Consider the following 22,050-nt stretch of genomic DNA (forward strand, 5'->3'; position numbering starts at 1 on the left):
CATCACGTTTATCCTTATTATAGGGAAAGGCCCCCCTTTTGTAAAGGGTTTTTAGGCGCCGGTCACATGAAGGCTTTCCACCCACAGCGAGGGGCTGCCAAAGGAGGCTCCGCCCGTGTCAAAGCGCAGATCCCGGCCCACGCCCGCAACCCGCTTCATCAGCTCATAGAAGTTGCCCGCCACGGTCACCTGGTTCACCGGATGATCGATCCCGCCGTTTTTAATCCAAAAGCCCTTTGCCAGAAGGGAGAAATCGCCGGAGATGGCGTTCGCCCCGGCGTGATGGCCCATCATCTCGGTCACGAAAAGTCCTTCGTGGATCCCGCCGTAGATCCCTTCCCGGGTGAGCTCCCCCGGCGCCAGGTACAGGTTGAAGGGGGAGATGCCCACCTTGGCCGAGCCCGCCGAGCGGCTGGCGTTGCCGGTGCTGACCACCCCGTCCTTCTTGGCGGTGACCAGGTTGTGGAGGAAGGTGGTGAAAACGCCCCGGTCCACCACCGTCTTTTTCGCCGTGGGCACGCCCTCCCCGTCGAAGGGCGCGTTGCCCAGGCCCCCGGGCAGGAAGGGATCGTCCACCAGCGTCACCAGAGGACTTGCCATCCGCTCCCCCAGGCGGCCTTTCAAAAGGGAGAGGCCCTTTTGCGCCGCCTGCGCTGAGAAGACGCCCCAGAAGGTCTGCATCAGCCCCACCATGGCCAGGTTTGAAAAGCCCACCGGCCAGCTTCCGGTGGCGCAGGGCCGGGCGCCCCGCTTATCCAGTGTGTCCTGGACAGCCTGCCGGACCAGCGTCTCCACGGAGAAGTCGTCAAAGCTCTCCCCCTCCCAGCTCTCGCCGCCGCTGACCGTCTCGCCGCCCCCATCGTCCAGGGCGCCCACGTAGGCGTAGCCCACATGGCTTTGATAGCTCTCGTCAAGGCCCAGGGTGTTCACCAGTCTCACTCCGCCCTCGCCGCTGCCCACTACGGCCGATTCGGCCTTGAGTCCCGCCGCGCTCACGCCCTGCTCCAGCGCCAGCGCATCGGCGATGGACTGCTCCGCCGTGGTCCCGATATCCTTTTGCCTGGGCACCGCCGGATAATCCTCCTCCGGCCTCCACAAAAATTCCGGGTCCGCTCCGCTGAAGAGCCCGGCGCCCGCCTTGGCCGAGCAGATCAAAAATTCCAGACCCTCCTCGTCCATCCGTTCGGTGTAGGCGTAGCCCATCCTGCCCCCGTACAGGCCCCGAAAGCCCAGTCCCTCCGTCAGGCTGAAGGCGTACTCGTCCACCTCGCCGCCAAAGACCTTCACCCGGCGCTGCTCGCCCCGCTCCAGCAGGGCTTCCGCCTCGGTGAACCCGGCCTTTTTCGCCCGTTCCAACAATCGATCAATCATGCTCTTCCTCCTTACCTTCCGCCCACGGCGATGCGGCTCACCCGAATGGTGGGCTGCCCCACGTTGACGGGGATGGATCCGGAGAAGGATCCGCACATGCCCTGGCCCAGGGACACCTTCTTGCCCACGCTGTCGATACAAAAGAGGATCTCCTGCCCCTTGCCGATGAGGGTCGCGCCCCTGACCGGCATCACGATCCTGCCGTCCTTCACCCACCAGCCCTCGTTGACGGCGAAGTTGAATTCGCCGGTGGCCGGGTTGACCGAGCCGCCGCCCATCTTCTTGGCGACAAGGCCCTCGCCCAGGGTGCGGATCATCTCCTCCTCATCGTCCGGGCCCGCCTCGATGAAGGTATTGGTCATCCGGGAGGTGGGCGCATAGCGGTAGGACTGGCGTCTGCCGTTGCCCGTTCTGGGATGGTCCATCCTGCGTGCGCCCATGCGGTCCACCATGTAGCTTTTCAGCACACCCTCTTCAATCAGAAGGTTGCGCTGCGTGCGGAATCCCTCGTCGTCCACGCCAAGGGAACCCCAGCCCCAGGGGATGACGCCATCGTCCACGGCGGTCACCTTGGGGGAGGCGATGGCCTCGCCCAGCTTATTCGAAAAAACCGATATGCCCTTGCTGACAAAGCTGGACTCAAGGGCGTGGCCGCAGGCCTCGTGGAAGATCACCCCGCCAAAGCCGCCGTAGATGACCACCGGAAAGATTCCTTTGGGACAGGATTCGGCCTTCAGCATGGTGTCCGCCGTCTTCGCCGCCTGCCGGCCCACGCTCCGAGGGTCCACCACCTTCTCGAAGAACTCGTAGCCGCTGGCTGCGCCCGGTCCCTCGTGGCCGGTCTGATTCTCCCCGCTGCCGCCCGCCGTGGCCACCACGGAAAGGCGCACCCGCGTGCGCTGGTCGCTCACGTCCAGTCCCTCGCTGTTCAGGATGCGCACCCTCTGGGTCACATCCGCCAGCGTCACATTCACCTGGGTGATGCTCTCCCTTCCCCGCGCCCCGGCGTCCGCTTGGCGCACGATCTCCGTCTTGCGGACGAGCTCCACATCGGCCGGTGGGATCTCTATCACGGGCCGAATGCGCTTTGCCGGGTTCAGCACCACGTCTTCTGTCTCCATCGGAGCAGCCTTGAGGGCGGCAAGGGCGTTCACGGCCAGCGCTTCCAGCCCCTGCCCGCCAAGATCATTCCCGTACGTGTACACACTTTTCAGGCCCCGCATGACCCTCAGTCCCACGCCCAGCTCCAGTGCCGAGGTGGCCGCCTCGATCTCCCCGGAAAGCATGCCGATCACGCCCTCCCGCCGTTCCTCGAAAAACAGCTCCGCAAAATCTGCGCCGCCCTTCAGGCACTTCGTCAAAATGGCGCTCGCCACGCTTCGATCAATCATCCCGTTCTTCCTTTCCTTCCTCATCAAAGGGCGGCTGCCTGCGTTCCTTCCGCAGCTCCAAAAACCGCCGTTCATAGCCGATCTCGGGAATGAAGTACTCCTCATGCTCCACCGATTTCGGCCGGTATTCCTGCTTTAGATAGTGCCCCGGATACTCGTGGGGGTAGCGGTAGCCCTTGCCGCTGCCAAGGCGCTGATGCCCGGCATAGCTGGTGTCCCGAAGATGGACGGGTACCGGGTCCAGCGGGTACTTCCCGGCATCGGCCATGGCCCGGTCGATGGCCATCACCACGGCGTTGGACTTGGGCGATTCGCAGATAAAAAGGATGGCCTGGGTCATGGCGAGCCGGGCTTCCGGCATACCGATGAGCTCCAGCGCCTGGGCTGCCGCCACCGCCTGGGTGAGAGCCGAGGGGTTGGCAAGGCCCACATCCTCCGAGGCATGGGCGATAATGCGCCGGGCCAGGATGCGAGGATCGATCCCCGCCGAGATGAGCCGGGCGAACCAGGCCAGTGCGGCGGTGGAATCGCTGCCCCGAAGGCTCTTGCAGAAGGCGGAGAGCATATCATACATCATGGATTCGTCTATGGAGAGCACCCGCCGCTGGATGGACTCCGCCGCGATCTCCCGCGTGATGTGAATCCGCCCGTCCTCCCCGGCCGGAGTGGTCAAAACTGCAAGTTCGATGGCATTGAGGGCGCTTCTGACGTCCCCCGAGGCCACGTCGGCGATGTGGTTTAAGGCCTCCTCGTCCGCTGCCACCGCCAGCTTGCCAAAACCCCGTTCGGGATCGGTGATGGCCCGCTTCATGGCCGTTTTGATATCCCCCGCGGTCAGTGCCCGGAACTCAAACAGCCGGCAGCGGGAGACAATGGCCGGGGTCATGGCCACCATGGGGTTTTCCGTGGTGGAACCGATAAAGCGGATGATCCCCTTCTCCATGGCGGGCAGGATGGAATCGCTTTGAGCCTTGCTCCATCGATGGCACTCGTCAAGGAGCAGATAGGTGGACTGGCCGTAGAGCCGCAGCCGTTCCTCCGCCTCCTCGATGATGGCCCGAACGTCCTTGACGCCCGCCGTCACCGCATTCAACTTGGCAAAAGCCGACTGAGTGGTCGCGGCGATGATGGCGGCAAGGGTGGTCTTGCCCGTCCCCGGCGGCCCAAAAAAGATGCTGGAGGTGAGCCGGTCCGCCTCGATGGCCCGTCTCAAAAGCCTGCCCGGCCCCACGATATGCTCCTGCCCCAGAAATTCCTCCAGGGCGGCGGGGCGCATCCGGTCAGCCAGGGGCGCCTTGTTTTGCATGCGCTGTGAAAAAAGATCCATAATGTGTCCTCCTGCTCCCTAGTATAGGACAAATCTTCCAAAAACAAAAGCCCGAAGGCCCTTCCTTTGCTATAATGAAGGAAGAACGGAGGGATCGTATGCATCAAATTCATGTGATTTATGGCACCGACGGCCGGCGGATGGCCAAGCGGTTGCTGGAGGCGGCCGGCGCCGGCTCCCACTTTTCCCCGGGCATGCGGGTGGCCCTCAAGCCCAATCTGGTGGTGGCCAAGCCAGCCTCCTCCGGCGCGACCACCCATCCGGAGGTCGTGGCCGGCGTAATCGAATTCCTGCAGGACCTCGGTCTCAAGAACATTGAGATCATGGAGTCCTCCTGGGTCGGTGAAGGAACGGCCCGGGCCTTCAAAGCGGCGGGCTACGAGCAGCTCAGCGAGCGTTACGGCGTCCCCCTCATCGATCTCAAGAAGGTCCCCGTCCGGGCCTTTGAGGCCGGCGGGGAGACCTACCAAATCTGCAAACCCGTCCTTGAGGCCGACGCCCTCATCAACCTCCCCGTGCTGAAAGCCCACTGCCAGACCCTCGTCACCTGCGCCCTCAAAAATCTCAAGGGTTGCATCCCCGACGGCGAAAAACGAAGATACCACGCCGCCGGACTGACGGAGCCCATCGCCCGTCTGGGCTCCCTCGTTCATCCCGTATTCACGGTGGTGGACGCCCTGTGCGGCGATCTCACCTTCGAGGAGGGAGGTAATCCCGTCCCCATGAACCGGCTCATCCACGGCGAGGATCCGGTGCTGGTGGACGCTTACGGGGCCACTTTGCTGGGCTATGATCCCGATGAAATCGCCTACATCCCCCGGGCGGCCGCATACGGCGCCGGCTCCATGGACCTTGAAGGGGCCGAGATCCGTGAGCTCAACCGGGGCGAGAGCGGAAAGATGACGCCCAGCGGCAAGGTCGCCCGCCTGGCCGCCCATGTGGACGCCCGCTCCGCCTGTTCGGCCTGCTACGGCGGCCTCATCCACGCCCTGAACCGCCTGGATGAGATGGGCCGCCTGCCCCGGGATCTCAAGGTTTCCATCGGCCAGGACTTCCAAAATGAGCAGGGCGGCGGACTGGGTATCGGCCACTGCTGCCGGGGTTTTGCAAGGTCGGTCCCCAGCTGTCCTCCTTCGGCCAGGGCCATCCTGGAAGCCCTGCTGAAAGAAATTTAAAAGGGCCCGCCGGCCCTTCTTTATACCCTGAATCCCGCGATATTGGCGGCGGTCACCATGCCAAGAAGCATGCCGCCCTTCTTGCCCGTGCTGGTTAGGAACACCGCCACCAGCCTGCCTTTTCGGTCCTGTCCCTGCTGACTCCAGAACATGTCCTCCACCTCGAAGGCGGTCACATCCCGGTGGGCAAATCGGTAGCGCTGGTGTTGGTAGCTGTCCTTCTGCACCACGCCCATGATCTCTCCCACCCGAAGCTCCGGCCCGATGGTGGAGCCGGGCATCTGTGTGAGAAAGTTGACCACGCTGTGCTCGGAAAAGACCCCCTGAACCACCTCGTTTTCCACCACGGGAACGTGGGCGTAGCCATGTCTTATCATGTTTTCCATCACCCGTGTGGCCCGGGCATCAAATCCCACCTTGTAGATTTCATGGCCTTTGAGAGCCACCACATCCAGGGCCTTGGGCGGAGAGATGATCCGCCCATAGATCATCTCGAAGCGTTCCATCAGCTTCGGATTGGGCTCCATAATTGGATTGATATTGTCCAGATAGGCCTCATGGACCAAAATATTGCGCAGGTCGCTGAGCAAAAGCAGATCCGTCTTGTACTTATCGAAGGGCCCGCCGTGGGTGGCCAGCTTCTGCACCCGCCTTGAAAAGGGGATGTATTGATCCTTTTCGTCCAGATCCCGCATGAAACGGTCCAAATGGTTGTAGATGGCAATCAGCCGTTCGGCATTGCTCATGGTATCACCTCTTCCACGGGGCGGGGTGCCCCGTCTATTTTTGCTTTATTCGGTTTTGCCCATTTCTATTCCTGCCCGGTCATGGTACAATTTTTTGTAGCAAAAGGAGGGGGAACAATGACAAAAAGACGCTGTGCCTGGGCTGACACCAATGATGAGCTCATGCGCGTTTATCACGATGAGGAATGGGGCGCACCCGAACATGGCGACAGGGAACTGTTTGAGCGGCTGGTGCTGGAATGCTTCCAGGCCGGACTTTCCTGGCGCACCATTCTGCACAAGCGGGAGGCCTTTCGGGCGGCCTTTGACGGCTTTGATGCAAGGGCCATCGCCGCATACAGCGAGGACAAGCTGGAAACGCTCATGGCCGACCCGGCCATCGTGCGCAACCGCCGCAAGATTTGGGCCGCCCGCACAAACGCTCAGGCCTTTTTGAACATCCAAAAAAAGTACGGTTCCTTTGATGCCTTTGTGTGGCGGTTCACCGACCCCGGCGCTCTCAGCAAGGCGCTGAAAAAGGAGGGTTTTTCCTTTGTGGGCCCCACCATCATCGAATCCTTTATGGAGTCTGTGGGCATCTTGAACCATCACGAACCGGGCTGTTTTCTGGCCCCCTGACAATGTTTGATCAAACTAACAGCGCTGCTAAATAAAACCTTGCAATTTGGCCCTTTCAAGGGGTGCGCATTCCTTGACACAAACTTATCATTCGCCGTATAATGAAAGCAGTGCCCAGGGCCTGTCCAGCCTTTGCAGGATGCGTTTTTGGGTGCTGTTGGCAGATGTATTTCTATATTTTAAGGAGGGTTTCCCATGGCTCATAAACTTACCATTGATGGGAACACCGCTGCCGCCCATGTGGCGTATGCCTTTTCGGACGTAGCAGCGATCTATCCCATCACCCCGTCATCTCCCATGGCTGAAGTTGGAGATGAGTGGGCGGCTCATGGCCGCAAGAACATCTTTGGGCAGACCATGCGTGTGTCCGAGATGCAGTCCGAAGCGGGTGCAGCCGGTGCTGTGCATGGCTCTTTGGTGGCGGGTGCTTTCACCTCCACGTTCACCGCTTCCCAGGGTCTTCTTTTGATGATCCCCAACATGTACAAGATTTCCGGTGAGCTTCTGCCCTGCGTGTTCCACGTATCGGCTCGTGCGCTCGCGGCTCACGCGCTGTCCATCTTCGGCGATCATGCCGACGTGATGGCTGCCCGTCAGACCGGCTTTGCCATGCTCGCTTCCGCGTCCGTTCAGGAGGTCATGGATTTGGCTCTGGTGGCCCATCTGTCCACCCTGAAGGCCAAGGTTCCCTTCCTGCATTTCTTCGATGGTTTCCGCACCTCCCATGAGGTTCAGAAGATCGAGGCCATCGATTACGAGGATATGGCGAAGCTCGTGGACTGGAACGATATCAAAGAGTTCCGTGCCCGCGCTTTGAATCCTGAGCATCCCCACGAGCAGGGTACCGCTCAGAACCCGGATATCTACTTCCAGAACCGTGAGGCGGCCAACAAGTATTACGATGCCGCGCCCGCTATCGTGGAAGAGGTTATGAAACAGGTCTCCGAGCTGACTGGCCGCGAGTATCACCTGTTTGACTACGTTGGTGCCCCCGATGCCGAGAAGGTTATCGTTTTGATGGGTTCGGGCTGCGATTCCGTGGAGGAAACCATCAACTACCTGATGGCCAAGGGCGAGAAGGTCGGCGTGGTGAAGGTTCGTCTTTATCGTCCCTTCAGCGTGGATCATTTCATCGGCGCCATCCCCAAGACCGCCAAGAAGATTGCGGTTCTCGATCGTACCAAGGAGCCCGGCTCCCTGGGCGAGCCTCTCTATGAGGATGTGTGCACCGCTCTTCGCGAGCGCGGCATGGACAGCATCCAGGTTGTGGGCGGCCGTTACGGCCTTGGTTCCAAGGAGTTCAATCCCAGCATGATCAAGGCTGTCTATGACAATCTGGACGCTGCTGAGCCGAAGAACCATTTCACCGTGGGTATCACCGACGATGTGACCGGCACCTCCCTTGAGGTGAAGGAAAAGATTGACGCTTCCCCCGAAGGCACCACCCGCTGCCTGTTCTATGGTTTGGGCTCGGACGGTACCGTGGGTGCCAACAAGAACGCCATTAAGATCATCGGTGACCACACCGATCTGTACGCTCAGGGCTACTTCTCTTATGATTCCAAGAAGTCCGGCGGCCTGACGGTGTCCCACCTGCGCTTTGGTAAGTCCCCCATTCGTTCGCCCTATCTCATCGATACGGCTGACTACGTGGCTTGCCACAACGCTTCCTACGTAACCCATTACGACATGCTCACCCCCCTCAAGGAGGGCGGCATCTTCGTGCTGAACTCGCCCTGGACCGCTGAGGAAATGGACGAGAAGCTGCCCGCTTCCATGAAGCAGCAGCTCGCCAAGAAGAACATTCAGTTCTACACCATCGACGCCGTGAAGATTGCCGGCGAAGTTGGCCTTGGCAACCGCATCAACATGATCATGCAGACCGCGTTCTTCAAGCTGGCCGACGTGATTCCCTTCGAGGATGCCGAGCGCTACCTCAAGGAAGCCGTGAAGAAGAGCTATGGCCGCAAGGGCGACGCCATCGTGAACATGAACATCGCGGGTATCGACCGTGCCGTGACCGGCCTCGTGAAGATCGACATCCCCGCTTCCTGGGCGAATGCCGATACCGGTGCCGAGCCGCTGGATATGGGCCACAAGTCCGAATACTTTGAGACCTTCGTGCAGCCCATCCTGGCTCAGGAGGGCGACAAGCTGCCTGTGTCCGCTTTCGACCCTTCCGGCCGTGTGCCCACCGGCACCACGCAGTACGAGAAGCGCGGCATCGCCATCAACATTCCTTTGTGGAATGTGGACGGCTGCATCCAGTGCAACCAGTGCTCCATGGTCTGCCCCCACGCGGCGATCCGCCCCGTGCTGGCCAAGCCTGAGGATTTGGCGAACAAGCCGGAAGGCTTCACCACCAAACCCGCCACCGGTTTCCCTGGCTACGAGTACCGCATGCAGGTCACTCCTTACGACTGCACCGGCTGCGGCAACTGCGCCGATGTCTGCCCGGCTAAGAAGAATCATGCGCTCACCATGGTCCCCATGGCCGATATTGCCGAAGGCGAGCAGGTCAACTGGAACTACATGTGGACGCTTCCCAAGGCCGATGTGGCCATCAACCAGGCTACCGTCAAGGGCAGCCAGTTCAAGCAGCCCCTGTTTGAGTTCTCCGGCGCCTGCGCAGGCTGCGGCGAGACCCCCTATGTGAAGCTGGTGACCCAGCTGTTCGGCGATCGTATGCTGGTTGCCAACGCCACGGGTTGCTCTTCCATCTACGGCGGTTCCGCACCCACCTGCCCCTACACCGTCAACGAAAAGGGCCACGGTCCCGCTTGGGCCAACTCCCTGTTCGAAGACAACGCCGAGTTCGGTTATGGTATGGCTCTTGCTTACGAGCAGCGCCGCGCCAAGCTGGCTGAAGTGGTTGCCGAGCTGGCCGAGAAGACCCAGCATGACGACATCCGCGAAGCCTGCAACAACTGGCTGAACAGTATGGATGACGCCGAGGGCTCCAAGGCTTCCGCTGAGGTGCTGCGCAGCATCACCGCTGGCCGCGACTGCCCCTACTGCAAGCAGATTCAGGAGATGGCCGACCTGCTGGTCAAGAAGTCCGTTTGGATCTTCGGCGGCGACGGCTGGGCCTACGATATCGGCTATGGCGGTTTGGACCACGTCCTCGCTTCCGGCGAAGATGTGAATGTACTGGTTCTGGATACCGAAGTGTACTCCAACACCGGCGGCCAGGCTTCCAAGGCTTCTCCCACCGGCGCTGTGGCGAAGTTCGCCGCTGCTGGTAAGAAGATCCGCAAGAAGGATCTTGGTATGATGGCCATGTCTTACGGCTATGTGTATGTGGCCAGCGTGTCCATGGGTGCCAACCCGAATCAACTGCTCAAGGCTATGACCGAGGCTGAGGCCTACCACGGTCCCTCCCTCATCATCGCTTACGCGCCCTGCATCAACCACGGCATCAACATGGGCAAGTCCATTGCTGAGGCCAAGAAGGCTGTGCAGGCTGGTTACTGGCAGCTCTACCGGTACAATCCCGACCTCGAGGAAGAGGGCAAGAACCCCTTCACCCTCGATTCCAAGGATGCTACCATTGATTACAAGGACTTCCTCAAGGGCGAGGTTCGTTACACCTCCTTGCAGAAGCTCTTCCCCGAACAGGCTGAAGTGCTCTTTGACCGTGCGGCCAAAGAGGCGGCAGGCCGAGTTGCCAAGTACAAGCAGCTGGCTGAGGATTAAGACTCAAACTAAAACAGGGTATGCGATCGCATACCCTGTTTTTTTATTAATTAAAAAGCGGTTCAGGCTTTTAACTCTTCTCCCGGAAATTGGGTAAATGAATGTCTTTGTGGATGGCATAGAGCCGGATCGCTACTACAATGACCACACAGGTGAGAATGGCAAAGTCCCGGCTGATCCGATAGGCAAAGTAGCCGATCACAGCGCCCACAATGGACGCTACGGCATAGATCTCCCTCCGCAGGATCAAGGGTACCCGATTGGCCAGGATATCCCGCAGGACGCCGCCGCCCACACCGGTCATCACCGCCACCGATACCGCCAGGTAGGGCTCTCCGGGCCGAAGCTGAATAGCTGTCACCAGACCCACCGCCGTGAAAATACCAAGTCCAATGGCATCAAAATAGCGCATGGACGCTAAAATGCGCGCCACACGCTTGTCCGCCGTCCGCTTATGCAAAAGTACAACCGCCAGCGCTGTGCCAATCGCTACGAACAGATAGACGGGATCCGTAAAGGCCACCGGCGGTATGTTGCCAAGCAGCAGATCGCGGACGATTCCGCCGCCCACGGTGGTGATCACCGCCAGAATGATGATGCCGAAAAAATCCAGCCGCCGTTCCATGGCGACGATGGCCCCTGAAACCGCAAAGGCTATGGAGCCCACGATTTCCGCATCAAAAATGAGATCCATGGTTTACTCCTATCGAGCCCGTACAATGGTTCTGGGCACCGTTCCTTCCACCAACTGGGAGATACTATAGCTTCCATGGCCGATGATCACTGTGGTTCCCTGCTGAACTGAAGGAATGATGAACTCCAGCTTGGCCTTGGCCCCGCCGGCTCCGGTACGGCTGGCGCCCACACAGTTCTTCTGAAATTCCCGAATGTTTTCCACGACCTCATTCTCATCCTTGCCGGAAATCTCCTCCACCAGGGTGGACGGGTCGTCCGGGGCCCGATAGATGCCGAAGGCACTGGTCATGATAAGTAGGATCCGCGCCCTCACCCAGGTGGCAATGACGCTGGCTGTTTCATCATTATCGATACATTCCACCGGCGTCACCCCATGGCTTTTAAGGTCGGACAATTCTATATTGCGTGTCTCCTCGGTGGAGACGGCGTCGTTGTAGTTGACAATGGGGATAGCCCCTTGGGCGGCGGCCCGTTCCAACAGACCCAGAATATGGGCGCGCTTCAATGGATCATTGAAATGCTGATGCTCCACGAGGACCTGACGCACACTGTACTTCGGATCAATAAACCGGCGGTAGTTTTCCATCAAAATGGTCTGCCCTTGGGCGGCATAATCGGTCTTAACCTCCTCCACCGATCCGGCAAGTTCCCGCCCATTGCGCTTTATATAGTCCAGGCGGCCGATCTCTACTGAACCGGAACTCACCCAGATCATACCGGGTTTCAGCTGCGCCCCGATGCGGCTGAAGATATTGTAATCAATGTCCTGATCCCCCTTGCGGATAAGGGCCATGGACCCTATCTTCCCTACGAGCTCAAAATCAAAAGCCATCGATCTTCCCCTTCATAAAATCAAAGGGCCGGTTACGGCCCTCTTTATTTTTCCGGCATTATTTTATCATGACAACCAAAGCCTGTCAAAAATCTTTTGTCTCAGGCCCGAAGAGACGGCCCGGGCACGCCCTCCCGCCGTTCCTTCATCATCACACGAAGCAGCCATAGGAGCGCCGAAAACACCAATGCCGAACCCATCAGGAAAATGGTGGCCAGCGGCATGAGACCGTTGAGATAGCCGCCAGCAATGCAGCCAAAGGTTCTGCCCAGATTGAGCACCAGAACCATGAGCATCTGGGCCGAAGCTTTGAGTTCCATGGGGGATTCGTCGTTGAAGAAGGTGGCAACGGGCATGTAGATCAAAATGTAGTTGCCGCTGGTGCACAGCTGAATCAGCAAAATAACCAGGCTGTTGCTCACCAGACCCAGCATCAAACACCGCAGGCAGGTGAGCGTGAGACCAAAGAAGAAAATCTTGTGGGCTCCAAAGCGCTCATACAGCCTCTTGGAAAAGATGAGAATGGGGATTTCCGCAATGATATTGAGGAAGGTGGCCAGACCCAGCTGGCCCGTGCTGTTCCCCAGATCCTGGGTAAACATGATTCCAAAGAAACTGCTGGAGAAACCGTAGATGGTGAAAAAAACAAAAATGGGAAAGATGAGCCGGGTCAGACGACGGTTCTTTAAAAGGGCGCCCATGGTAATCTTTGAGCCCTTGGCCTGGTGCCCCTCCACCCTGGGCGTTGCCATCGTGGCCACCATGCAGATGATGTTCAGAATCACAAAGAGCGGAAAAATGGCCGTCGTCTTCCAATCCATGATGCGGCCAATCACCAGCAGCATGAGGGACCCCAGGATGCTCCCCGCAATGCGTACCGAACCATAGGTGAATCCGTTTTTGGGCGCCAGCTCAAAGGTCATGGAATCCATGATGGGCACGATGGAATTTTGAAAGATGTTAAATAAAAACATCAATATGGTCAGATACCATATCGCATTGGAGAGGGAAAAGACGGCCATGCACAAGGTGGATAGCAGCGTGATGACGAGCAGAACCACATTCTTGCTCTTCGCACGATCGGCCAAAAGGCCGATATAGGGCTGAAAAAACATGCTGGCCAGTACGGGCAGCCCCGTCAGCAGACCGATGATGTCGCTGTCGATACCAATATAGCGTAGATAGACAGCAATATAGCCGGAATAGACAGAATTGCCCATGAAGTAGCCGCCATAGACACCCCACAGCGGCGCCAGGCCTTTGGGCAGGCTTCTTTTTCTCATCTCCTGCACTCCCCCTTCATCAAAAAAGGACGCTCGGCAGCGTCCTTTTGATTTCTTTTTTACCGCAACCTAAACTATCATATCATTTTCAAAATAGAATTGGAAGACGGTATTTCTGTTTAATGCAGTTATAAGTTTGCCTCGAGCTTCTCCGGCTCCCTCCTGTTCCGCCTTCTTTCCAGAATCATGGGTACGCTCACCCACAGCGCTGCGCAAAGAGAAATGCAGCCCGTGAGGATGAACAGGTCGCCCAGGGGCAGAAGATTGTTCAGGAAGCCGCCACCCACGCTGCCCAGCATCTTGCCCACATTCATGGCCACCGCAAAGAGCATGAGCGAAGAAGCCTTGAGCTCCAGCGGCGCATTCTCGTTGAAATAGGTGGACATGGGCAGATAGGTCAGGATGTTGGTGCCGCTGAGGAAGATGAGCGAGACCAGGATAAAGGGGATGCTGGTGCAGCGTCCCAGTATAAGTCCCTTCACCACCGCGCACAGCGCCGCAACAATAATGAACCAATAAGGACCGCCAAACTTCTTGTAAAGCTTGTCGCCGAGCAGCAGCACCGGTGTTTCGATGATGATGGAAAACAGCGTCGCAATGGCAAGCAGCGAATTGGAAGCACCCATACCGGTGAAATGAATCCCGAAAAAGGAATTGTAAAAGCCCACGGACACATAGATCAGCAGGGAGGGCACCACCATCATCATGAGTTTTTTATTCTTCAGCAGGGGCAGGAGCGACGTCTTCTGACCGCCATGCTGATGCCCCTTAACCTTGGGCGCCTTGAGGGCACAAAACAGGCAAAGGCCGGCAAAAACAGCATAGACGTAAAAGATGGAAACGTTGGAGACGTCCATCAGCGGTCCGCCTATCAGCATGCTGATCATGGTGCAGCAGCCCGCAAGCCGAATGGTTCCGTAAGTGTAGCCATAGAGATTGGCGCTCTCAAAGCAGATGGAATCCATGAGAGGATTGGCCGATGCCTGAAGGCAGGTGAAGGCGATGGTCAGAATCGCCACCCACCAGATGCTGTGATTCAAAGGAAAGATCACCATGGTCGTGATCATCACAAGCAGTGTGAGGATAAACACCTTATTTTTGGTGGATGCCCGGTCCGCCACCAGGCCAAAGACCGGCTGTATGAACAGGGTGAGCAGCAGCGGCAGTCCCGTCAAAAGTCCAATGATGCCGTTATCGATGCCGATAGAACGCATGTATACGGGACCATAGGTGAAAAACAGAGAGTTGGCGGCCAGGAAGCCCGCCAACATTCCCCACATGCTGAAGATGGATTTATGGAACTTCTTCAAATTGATCTCTCTCCTTGTGCAGCTTTAAGTTCTCTTCTGGAGCGAACCATAAGTACGGCTATCCATATAAGCGCCACCGAGACAATGATAGCCATAATAAAAAAGATGGTGCTGAGGGCAAGCCCCCCATCGCTGAGAAAACCGCCCACCACGCTGCCCGCCATGCGGCCTAGGTTCATGATGATGGCAAAGAGCATGAGTGAGGATGCTTTGAGCTCCATGGGTGCATTCTCATTGTAGTAAGTGGACAGCGGCGTGTAGACCAGAATAAAGGTTCCGCCGCACAGCACCTGCGCTATGAGAAAGATGGGAATGTTGGTGGTGAAAGCACACAGGAGACAGCGGATGATCGCGCACACGCTTCCCGCCACCAAAAACCAATAGGGGCCCACTTTCCTATAGATGCGGTTGGTAAAAAGAAGGACGGGCACCTCTGGAACAGCCGAAAGAAACATGGCCACCGCAAAAATGGTATTGGAAACGCCGAGGCCCTTCAAAAAGATGCCGTAAAAGGTGGTGTAACAGCCCCAATAGACAAAAATGAGAAATACGGGAACGGCCATCACCACCAGCTTCTTGTTCTTGAGCAGGGGCATGAAGGACACCTTGTTTCCCGCGTGCTGGTGGCCCTGGATCTTGGGGGCCCTGCAGGTTGCAATCATGGCGACGATGGACAGAACCACATACATCGGGAAGATGATGCTGTTTGAAATATCCATGAGCATACCACCAAAGAGCATGCTCATCATGCCGCCAAAGGTGCCGGCCAGCCGAACGGCACCATAGTTATAGCCATATCTGGCGCCGCTTTCAAAGGCGATGGCATCGATAAGGGGCATGGCTGAAGCCTGAAGGCACATGTAGCAGACCGCCAGCAAAGCAACCCAGAAGATGCTTTGATTGAGGGGAAAGACGGCCATAACTGTCGCCATGGTGAGCAGGGTGAAGAGAAGCACTCTGTTTTTGGACTTGGCCCTGTCGGCAATGAGTCCAAAGGTAGGCTGAATGAACATGGACAGCAACAGCGGCAGTCCGCTCAAAAGACCGACCACCCCGTTATCAATGCCGATGGAACGCATATAGACCGGCATATAGGTAAAGTACAGAGCGTTGCCCATATAGAAGCCAGCATTGATGCCCCACAGGCTCAAAATGGATGAATGAAGCCGTTTGAACAATCTCAAGCCTCCCTCTTTTGATCCGGCGCCGGAGCATGAACATATCCGTGCAAATGGAAAACTTCATGAGGCCGAGCCCCATTCACCCAAAATAAAAAACCATGGGCAAAAATTTGCACACGGTTTATATATATCGGAATCACGGCAATTCGTCAACAACTTTTCAGTTCTGCGGCATGTTAAGACCTATTTGTTTCCTGGGCTCCCGTTTTGGAAAAAGCACCACCAGCGCCACGACTGCAAGGGCTGTGAGCAGTCCGCCCATAGCGAAGATGGTGGCCAGGGGCAGAAAATCACTGAAAATGCCGCCCAGGAAGCTTCCCGACATAGTGGCGATACCCGTGCTGAGCCCCACCAGCGCTTGCCCGGAGGCCTTCAATTCCAAGGGTGCCGCTTCGTTCATGTAGGAGACAAGCACAAAGGTGTATGCCGTGTCTCCAATCCCCTGAAGGGGCTGCATGATGATGGCAGCCGTGGTGTTCGGGCACGCCAGACCAAGCAGGAGCCAACGCAGGGTCATCATGCCCGCCGCCATCACCATCAGATTCTTCGCGCCCACTTTGTTATAGATGCGCTGGGCCAAAAACAGAAAAGGTATCTCCGCCAAAGGCGCCAGACACATGGCCCAGCCCAGCATATTGTTCGTTCCGCCCAGCTCGGTAAAATAGATGGAAAAGAAGGAATGGAAGAAACCTGTGGGCACCATATAAAGAAATCCGGAGATGCACAGGGTGCGCACCGCTGGATTTTTCAGCAGAACGCTGACCTTCACCTTCTTCTTTTCCCGCCTTTGATGCCCCTCCACTCTCGGAATAAAAAGAACCAGAACCACAAAGACGGCCATAATCCCCACGTAGAGAGGGAACATATTGGAAATGCCGCCCTTGGTAGCCTGCCCCGCGACCACGGACATGATGGCAAAACCGATGCTTCCCGTGGCTCTCGCCCATCCATAGTTGATCTTGGTTTTGGGGAGCATTTCAAAGGTGATGGTGTCCAGCATCGTGCTGGTATTGCTGCGGGCGATCATGTAGACGACCATGATCACCGCAACCCAAAGGATGCTCTTGGAAAGGGGCATAATTGCAATGGATATCATGATGCCCAGCGCCAAAACAATTAGTATCCGGTTTTTGCTTTTAGCCCGGTCGCCTATGGCCCCCCAAATCGGCTGGGTGATAAGTGCAAGCAGATGGGGAAAGGATGTCAAAAAGCCGATCTCGGCTCCATCGTATCCAAGGGACTTGAAATACAGCGTCATGAAGGAGATATAGATTGCGGTGGTGGAGTAGTAAGCAAAATAACTCCCCAAAAAGATGCCAGCCCTAGGCTGTCTAGCACGCATTCAGGCGCCTCCTTCTATATTCAGCGATTTTAGAAAAACGTTTCGATCCTTACCAGTATACCGCAAACTGAGCCTCAATTTCAATGGCAAATAAAAAAGACCTCCGTATCGGAGGTCTTAGAAAGTCTCATCGGACGGTATAGGTCACCGTCACCGCCGCATCGACCTGGACCTGGGAGGGCGTTATGGCGCCGGCCCCATCATAAGCTGTCTCCTTGGCAATCCTGTAGTCGGTGTATTGGGGAACATAGCTTGCGCCATCCTCCACGACAGAGAGAGTTTCATAGATGGTTTGACCCGTGGACTCGGTAAGCGCATCGGCCTTGGTCCTGGCATTCTTGAGGGCGTTTTGAAGCGCCGTGTTGTAGTGCTCCTCCTTCTCATCCAGACCGAACCAAACGCTGTCCACGGTATTTGCGCCGGCACCGAGGCAGGCATCCAGCGCTTCACCCACCTTGCCGGTGTCCCGAATTTTGAGCTCCACGGTGTTTCTCACCTCGTAGCCCACGATATCCCGGCCATTGGAACCATAATTGGGATAGATGCTCACATTGCTCGTTTGAATATCCTCCTCAGCAATACCAGCGGCTTTGGCCGCTTCCATCACAGCCTGCATCCTTTGGGTGTTCTCCTCCTGGGCAGCCTTGGCCTCCTTACCGGTGGTCACCACACCCACGGTCGCATACCCCACATCGGGGTCCACATACATGGTGTACTCTCCCCGCACACTGAGCGTTGTGTTGCCTTCGAGCGCCTTATTGTTCACCGGTTCCACGACAGGCGACGGATCTGGGGTTGAGGTGCCGCCCATGGCACTGGCGCTTTCACCGGGTTCAGCGCCGCAGCCTCCCAGTGCAAGCACGGCGATCACCATGGCAGCTATCGATAAAGCCACTTTTTTCTTCATCATAATCCTCCTCCTGGATGGTTTTGTCTTTTGGACGACGGGCCCAGCTCCGCGGTTCCATGCCTTATTTTCCCAACAAAAAACGCCGCATCCGTCGGATACGGCGTTTCGGCTGCAAGCTAGATGTTGCGGTCCAAAACCTTGAAGGTTTCCTCCACCACATGTTCCGCGGTGAAACCGAAATACTTGAACAGATCGTTGGCCGGACCGGAAGCGCCAAAACGGTCCATGGCGATTACGGCACCGTCGAGGCCCACATACTTGTACCATCCGAAGGAGCTCAGCACCTCTATGGCCACTCTGGCCCTGCAGGCGGAGGGCAGAACGCTCTCCCGATAGGCTTCGTTCTGAGCGTCAAAGCGCTCGAAGCTGGGCATGGACACCACTCTGGCCGCCACATTCTGACCCTCCAGAATCTTTTGCGCCTCCATGGCCAGCGCCACTTCCGAACCGGTAGCCATCAGGATCACGTCGGGCACAGCCTTTTGGCAGTCGCTGAGGATGTATCCGCCCTTGGCGGCATCGGCGCCGGAACGCTCATAGCAGGGCAGTCCCTGACGGCTCAAAACCAAAGCGGTGGGTCCTTGAGAACTCAAAGCACACTGCCACGCAGCGGCAGTCTCCTTGCCGTCGGCGGGACGGAACACGGTCAGATTGGGAATGCTGCGAAGGGCCGCCAGCTGCTCAATGGGCTCATGGGTGGGCCCATCCTCGCCCACACCCAGGGAATCGTGAGTGAGCACATACACCACCGGCAAATTCATGAGAGCGGACATGCGCATGGCATGCTTCATGTAATCACTGAACACAAAGAAGGTCGCGCAGAACACCCTTAGTCCGCCGTGAAGCGCCATACCGTTGGCGATGGCCGCCATGGCGTGTTCGCGAACGCCAAAATGCATGTTGCGTCCCGCGGGATTCGCTTTGGAGAAGTCTCCGCAGTCCGGCAGGCTGGTCAGGTTGGAAGGTCCAAGATCGGCGCTTCCGCCCATAAGATTCGGGATCGCCTTGGAAAGCTCCGCAATCACCATGCCGCTGGCCTGACGCGTGGCCATCGGTTTATTCATGTCCAGCTTGGCGATGCAGGAGGCATCCACCTTGCCGGACATGAAGTCCTGATACTGCTGGAATTCTTCGGGATAAATCTTCTGATAGGCCGCCGCCAGCTCATCCCAGGCATCCTGCTTGTTTTGGCCTGCCGCCACCGCCTGGCGGGTGAAGTCGTAGACCTCGCCGGGCACTTCAAACCATTCCTTACAGGGCCAGTTCAGCTTTTCCATCAGACCCTTCACGCTGTCCTCACCCAGGGGCGCGCCGTGGGAAGCAGCGCTGCCTTCCTTGGAGGAACCGTATCCGATCTTGGTGTGCACCTCGATCAGCGTGGGATGCCCGGCGTCGGCTTTCGCCGCTTCAATGGCCTTCTCGATGGCATCCACATCGTTGCCGTCGGCCACATCCAGCACCTGCCAGTTGTAAGCGCGGAAGCGGTCAGCGACACTCTCGGTGAAGGCAATCTCCGTGCTGCCCTCAATGCTGATGGCGTTGGAATCATACAGAACGATGAGTTTGCCAAGGCCCCAGGTTCCGGCCAAGGAGGCCGCTTCACCGGAGATACCCTCCATCATGCACCCATCGCCCGCAATGACGTAGGTGTAGTGATCCACCAGCGGCATATCCGGCTTATTGAAGCGGGCGGCCAAATGGCGCTCCGCCAGCGCCATACCCACCGCATTGGCGATGCCCTGACCCAGAGGGCCGGTGGAAACCTCCACGCCGGGAGTATGCTGGATTTCCGGATGGCCGGGCGTTTTGGAACCCAACTGGCGGAAGTCCTTGATGTCCTCCATATCAAGATCATATCCAAAAAGATGGAGTGCGCTGTACAGCAGCATGGAACCGTGTCCCGCGGAGAGTACAAAACGGTCCCGATTATGCCAGTAGGGATTCCGGGGATTATAGTTCATCGTTTTGCCATACAGGGCGTAAGCCATGGGCGCCGCGCCCAAAGGCATACCGGGATGGCCGGAATTTGCTTTTTGCACGGCCTGGGCGGACAGAACCCGGATGGCGTTCACGGTAAGTTCCTCAATGGGTTTCATGTTTGACCTCCTTGCAACTTTCCTTTGTAGCCTTATTGTACTCTAACCCGGCGGTTTGGGGCAACGATTTTTAATGATTTGGACAGGCCAGTTTTTCAAGAGGCGCGACGTCCACACCCTTTTGCATCTTTAAAATGGGCAGAAGGGCCCGGGCCATTCGAAGAACCCCGCCGGCCTCACCGCTTTCAAAGTTGAGCGGCAGGATGGGATCATGCACCGAAAGACGAAGCAGGAACCAGTCATCCTTTCCAAAGGCCACCCGAACGCCCTCATAATTGGGTTCGACCAGCGTCCAGCTCAGCTCCTTCGCCTTTTGCTGCACCGCTTCAATGACGGTCTCCCCCGCGCTTCGGAAATCCGGCTCCGTGATGGTGAGCCGCACCTCCGCCTCCTCCGCCGCTTCCGGAAGAGCTGCAATAAGCTCCCCGAGGCTTCGGCCCTCCTTCTTCAGCTGAGCCAGCAAAATGATGAGCCGCGCAATCAGGTAGGCTCCGTCGTCCAGGAAACGGTTGTCGGAAAAAGCGCAGTGTCCGGAGGTTTCCATGGCCACCGGCGCATCCTGACCGCCTGCAATCAGGCGCTGGGCCTCTTCAATCACATTGCGATAGCCCCGCTTGTAGCGATGATGCACGCCCCCCAGCCCCTCGATGAACCGGGTGAGACCGGCGGAGGTTACCGAGTCGGTGACGATGGCCGCACCCGGATGGTCCTTCAGCGCAACCGCCGCCACCAGTGCGATGAGCCGGTTTCGATTGAGCTCCAGGCCGCCCGCTCCCACCGCACCGGCGCGGTCCACATCGGCGTCAAAGATGATGCCAAAATCGGCATCGTTTTTCTTTACGCAGTCCACAATGGACGCCATGGCCTCTTCGTTTTCCGGGTTGGGCGCATGGGCGGGGAAACTGCCGTCGGGCTCCAGAAACTGACTGCCCGCCGTGTCCGCGCCCAGCGGCTGCAGCACATCGGCGGCGAAAAATCCGCCGGCGCCGTGGCCGGCATCCACCACAATCCTCATGCCCGCAAGGGGTTTGTCCAGGCCCACGGCATCCCGCACCGTTTTCACCAGAAATGCCGCATATTCAGGCATAAAGTTTCGGGACGCAGCTTCGGCGTCCGGAAAAGTCCTGTCCTCCTCCATCAGCTTCTCAGCGCCCGCGATGACCGCGTCCAGCTGGCCGGAGGACAGAGCGCCTTCCGGCGTAATGAACTTGATCCCGTTCTTGTCGGCGGGATGGTGGCTTGCGGTGAGCATGACCGCACCGTCATATCCCGCAAGCTGGGTCGCCATAAATAAAGAGGGCGTAGTGGAAAGCATCAAATCGTCCACCTTGGCGCCCGCCGCCCGAAGGCCGTTCACTGCCGCCTTCGCCATACGGGGTCCGGACAGGCGGGAATCCCTCCCTACGGCCACCTTCAAGTCCTGTTCCTTTTTCAGCCACTGGGCAAAGGAAGCACAAAGACAGCTCACCACTTCATCGGTGAGCTGTACATTCTCTCCCAAGGCACGGCCGCGGATGTCCGTTCCACTCTTGAGACTGGATAACTGCATGCCTACACTCCTTTTTATGCAAATTGATTGTAAATGACCACGTCCTCAAGGGATTTCTTCTCCGGAGCATGGGGCCAGTCCTTGACTCGGCCCACCTCCAGCATGGCCATCACTTCCATATCCTCCGGTCCATGAACGATGCTGTGGACCATGGAGGAATGATCCCGGCGATAGCTGTTCACCCAAACACTGCCGTAGCCCAATTCATGGGCCATCAGCATCATGTTCTCCATGGCCGTTCCCGTGTCGAACAGCGGGGTTGCGTTGCCCCTGCCCACCAAAATCACCACGATGGCACCGCCATCCTTCACATAGGGTCCATTGGCCGTGCCCCCGGCGATAGCCCGCCGCTTGTCCTCATCGGTAATGATAACAAAACGCCAATCCTGACAGTTCTTGCCCGTGGGCGCCAACCGGCCCGCGTTTACAATCTTTTTCAGATCCTCCAGCGGCACATCTTCGCAGGTGAAACTGCGAATGCTCCTGCGCGTTTCCATCGCTTGCAGCACTTCCATACCAAACCCTCC

General features: G+C 57.8%; 17 protein-coding genes. 3 read left to right on the plus strand and 14 right to left on the minus strand.

The window, feature by feature from the left end; translation table 11 throughout:
- Nucleotides 1-51: 51 nt before the first annotated feature.
- The 3 genes from H8696_RS06185 to H8696_RS06195 are packed head-to-tail and all read right to left on the minus strand — an operon-like array spanning nt 52 to nt 4,089.
- Complete coding sequence (locus H8696_RS06185) at nt 52-1,371, minus strand: TldD/PmbA family protein (protein WP_249316023.1); 1,320 nt, start codon at nt 1,369-1,371, stop codon at nt 52-54.
- Nucleotides 1,372-1,382: 11 nt separating this feature from the next.
- The gene (locus tag H8696_RS06190) at nt 1,383-2,762 is read right to left on the minus strand and encodes a TldD/PmbA family protein (RefSeq protein ID WP_249316024.1); all 1,380 of its coding nucleotides are present in this window, start codon (nt 2,760-2,762) and stop codon (nt 1,383-1,385) included.
- Nucleotides 2,755-4,089 (minus strand): replication-associated recombination protein A, encoded by a 1,335-nt coding sequence (locus H8696_RS06195; RefSeq protein WP_249316025.1) that lies wholly within the window; start codon nt 4,087-4,089, stop codon nt 2,755-2,757. The genes H8696_RS06190 and H8696_RS06195 overlap by 8 nt, the downstream gene beginning before the upstream one ends.
- Before the next feature lie 98 nt (nt 4,090-4,187).
- Between H8696_RS06195 and H8696_RS06200 the strand changes: the two genes are divergently transcribed.
- Complete coding sequence (locus tag H8696_RS06200; protein WP_249316026.1) at nt 4,188-5,264, plus strand: DUF362 domain-containing protein; 1,077 nt, start codon at nt 4,188-4,190, stop codon at nt 5,262-5,264.
- Nucleotides 5,265-5,284: 20 nt separating this feature from the next.
- Here the strand turns inward: H8696_RS06200 and H8696_RS06205 are convergent, their stop codons facing one another.
- Complete coding sequence (locus H8696_RS06205) at nt 5,285-6,010, minus strand: CBS domain-containing protein (protein WP_249316027.1); 726 nt, start codon at nt 6,008-6,010, stop codon at nt 5,285-5,287.
- A 117-nt stretch (nt 6,011-6,127) separates the two neighbouring features.
- On the opposite strand from H8696_RS06205, the gene H8696_RS06210 reads away from it, so the two are divergent.
- Entirely contained in the window at nt 6,128-6,628 is a 501-nt protein-coding gene (locus H8696_RS06210) for a DNA-3-methyladenine glycosylase I (RefSeq protein ID WP_249316028.1), read from the plus strand.
- 195 nt (nt 6,629-6,823) lie between these two features.
- Nucleotides 6,824-10,324 carry a pyruvate:ferredoxin (flavodoxin) oxidoreductase gene (nifJ, locus tag H8696_RS06215; RefSeq protein ID WP_249316029.1) on the plus strand — a complete coding sequence of 1,167 codons (3,501 nt, stop codon included), beginning with the start codon at nt 6,824-6,826 and terminating at the stop codon, nt 10,322-10,324.
- A gap of 70 nt (nt 10,325-10,394) precedes the next feature.
- Here nifJ and H8696_RS06220 read toward each other — a convergent pair whose 3' ends face one another.
- From H8696_RS06220 to H8696_RS06260, 10 genes are all read right to left on the minus strand, one after another.
- Complete coding sequence (locus H8696_RS06220; RefSeq protein WP_249316030.1) at nt 10,395-11,018, minus strand: trimeric intracellular cation channel family protein; 624 nt, start codon at nt 11,016-11,018, stop codon at nt 10,395-10,397.
- A 9-nt stretch (nt 11,019-11,027) separates the two neighbouring features.
- Nucleotides 11,028-11,852 carry an amino acid kinase family protein gene (locus H8696_RS06225; RefSeq protein WP_249316031.1) on the minus strand — a complete coding sequence of 275 codons (825 nt, stop codon included), beginning with the start codon at nt 11,850-11,852 and terminating at the stop codon, nt 11,028-11,030.
- A 101-nt stretch (nt 11,853-11,953) separates the two neighbouring features.
- Nucleotides 11,954-13,135 carry an MFS transporter gene (locus H8696_RS06230; protein WP_249316032.1) on the minus strand — a complete coding sequence of 394 codons (1,182 nt, stop codon included), beginning with the start codon at nt 13,133-13,135 and terminating at the stop codon, nt 11,954-11,956.
- Between the two features lie 128 nt (nt 13,136-13,263).
- On the minus strand, nt 13,264-14,445 hold the full coding sequence (locus H8696_RS11300; RefSeq protein WP_283244927.1) for an MFS transporter: 1,182 nt from the start codon (nt 14,443-14,445) through the stop codon (nt 13,264-13,266).
- Complete coding sequence (locus tag H8696_RS11305; protein ID WP_283244928.1) at nt 14,442-15,623, minus strand: MFS transporter; 1,182 nt, start codon at nt 15,621-15,623, stop codon at nt 14,442-14,444. Before H8696_RS11305 ends, H8696_RS11300 begins: the two co-directional genes overlap by 4 nt.
- A gap of 163 nt (nt 15,624-15,786) precedes the next feature.
- Entirely contained in the window at nt 15,787-16,968 is a 1,182-nt protein-coding gene (locus H8696_RS06240; RefSeq protein WP_249316033.1) for an MFS transporter, read from the minus strand.
- Between the two features lie 127 nt (nt 16,969-17,095).
- Nucleotides 17,096-17,878 carry an SIMPL domain-containing protein gene (locus H8696_RS06245; protein WP_249316034.1) on the minus strand — a complete coding sequence of 261 codons (783 nt, stop codon included), beginning with the start codon at nt 17,876-17,878 and terminating at the stop codon, nt 17,096-17,098.
- 116 nt (nt 17,879-17,994) lie between these two features.
- Nucleotides 17,995-19,974, minus strand: a complete 1,980-nt coding sequence (tkt, locus tag H8696_RS06250) for a transketolase (protein ID WP_249316035.1) — start codon at nt 19,972-19,974, stop codon at nt 17,995-17,997.
- Between the two features lie 70 nt (nt 19,975-20,044).
- Nucleotides 20,045-21,523 (minus strand): phosphohexomutase domain-containing protein, encoded by a 1,479-nt coding sequence (locus H8696_RS06255; protein ID WP_249316036.1) that lies wholly within the window; start codon nt 21,521-21,523, stop codon nt 20,045-20,047.
- A gap of 14 nt (nt 21,524-21,537) precedes the next feature.
- The gene (locus tag H8696_RS06260) at nt 21,538-22,038 is read right to left on the minus strand and encodes a nitroreductase family protein (protein WP_249316037.1); all 501 of its coding nucleotides are present in this window, start codon (nt 22,036-22,038) and stop codon (nt 21,538-21,540) included.
- Nucleotides 22,039-22,050 lie beyond the last annotated feature (12 nt).

This window comes from Gehongia tenuis, from assembly GCF_014384795.1.
In the GTDB taxonomy this organism is placed as follows: domain Bacteria; phylum Bacillota; class Clostridia; order Christensenellales; family NSJ-53; genus Gehongia; species Gehongia tenuis.

What these genes read in the sequence shown, in the direction of transcription:
- H8696_RS06210 (WP_249316028.1), top strand. Translation starts at nt 6,128, where the DNA reads ATGACAAAAAGACGCTGTGCCTGGGCTGACACCAATGATGAGCTCATG.
- H8696_RS06230 (WP_249316032.1), bottom strand. Translation starts at nt 13,135, where the DNA reads ATGAGAAAAAGAAGCCTGCCCAAAGGCCTGGCGCCGCTGTGGGGTGTC.
- H8696_RS06190 (WP_249316024.1), bottom strand. Translation starts at nt 2,762, where the DNA reads ATGATTGATCGAAGCGTGGCGAGCGCCATTTTGACGAAGTGCCTGAAG.
- H8696_RS06245 (WP_249316034.1), bottom strand. Translation starts at nt 17,878, where the DNA reads ATGATGAAGAAAAAAGTGGCTTTATCGATAGCTGCCATGGTGATCGCC.
- H8696_RS06205 (WP_249316027.1), bottom strand. Translation starts at nt 6,010, where the DNA reads ATGAGCAATGCCGAACGGCTGATTGCCATCTACAACCATTTGGACCGT.
- H8696_RS06185 (WP_249316023.1), bottom strand. Translation starts at nt 1,371, where the DNA reads ATGATTGATCGATTGTTGGAACGGGCGAAAAAGGCCGGGTTCACCGAG.
- H8696_RS06260 (WP_249316037.1), bottom strand. Translation starts at nt 22,038, where the DNA reads ATGGAAGTGCTGCAAGCGATGGAAACGCGCAGGAGCATTCGCAGTTTC.
- H8696_RS06200 (WP_249316026.1), top strand. Translation starts at nt 4,188, where the DNA reads ATGCATCAAATTCATGTGATTTATGGCACCGACGGCCGGCGGATGGCC.
- H8696_RS06225 (WP_249316031.1), bottom strand. Translation starts at nt 11,852, where the DNA reads ATGGCTTTTGATTTTGAGCTCGTAGGGAAGATAGGGTCCATGGCCCTT.
- H8696_RS06255 (WP_249316036.1), bottom strand. Translation starts at nt 21,523, where the DNA reads ATGCAGTTATCCAGTCTCAAGAGTGGAACGGACATCCGCGGCCGTGCC.
- H8696_RS06220 (WP_249316030.1), bottom strand. Translation starts at nt 11,018, where the DNA reads ATGGATCTCATTTTTGATGCGGAAATCGTGGGCTCCATAGCCTTTGCG.
- H8696_RS06240 (WP_249316033.1), bottom strand. Translation starts at nt 16,968, where the DNA reads ATGCGTGCTAGACAGCCTAGGGCTGGCATCTTTTTGGGGAGTTATTTT.
- H8696_RS06195 (WP_249316025.1), bottom strand. Translation starts at nt 4,089, where the DNA reads ATGGATCTTTTTTCACAGCGCATGCAAAACAAGGCGCCCCTGGCTGAC.
- tkt (WP_249316035.1), bottom strand. Translation starts at nt 19,974, where the DNA reads ATGAAACCCATTGAGGAACTTACCGTGAACGCCATCCGGGTTCTGTCC.
- nifJ (WP_249316029.1), top strand. Translation starts at nt 6,824, where the DNA reads ATGGCTCATAAACTTACCATTGATGGGAACACCGCTGCCGCCCATGTG.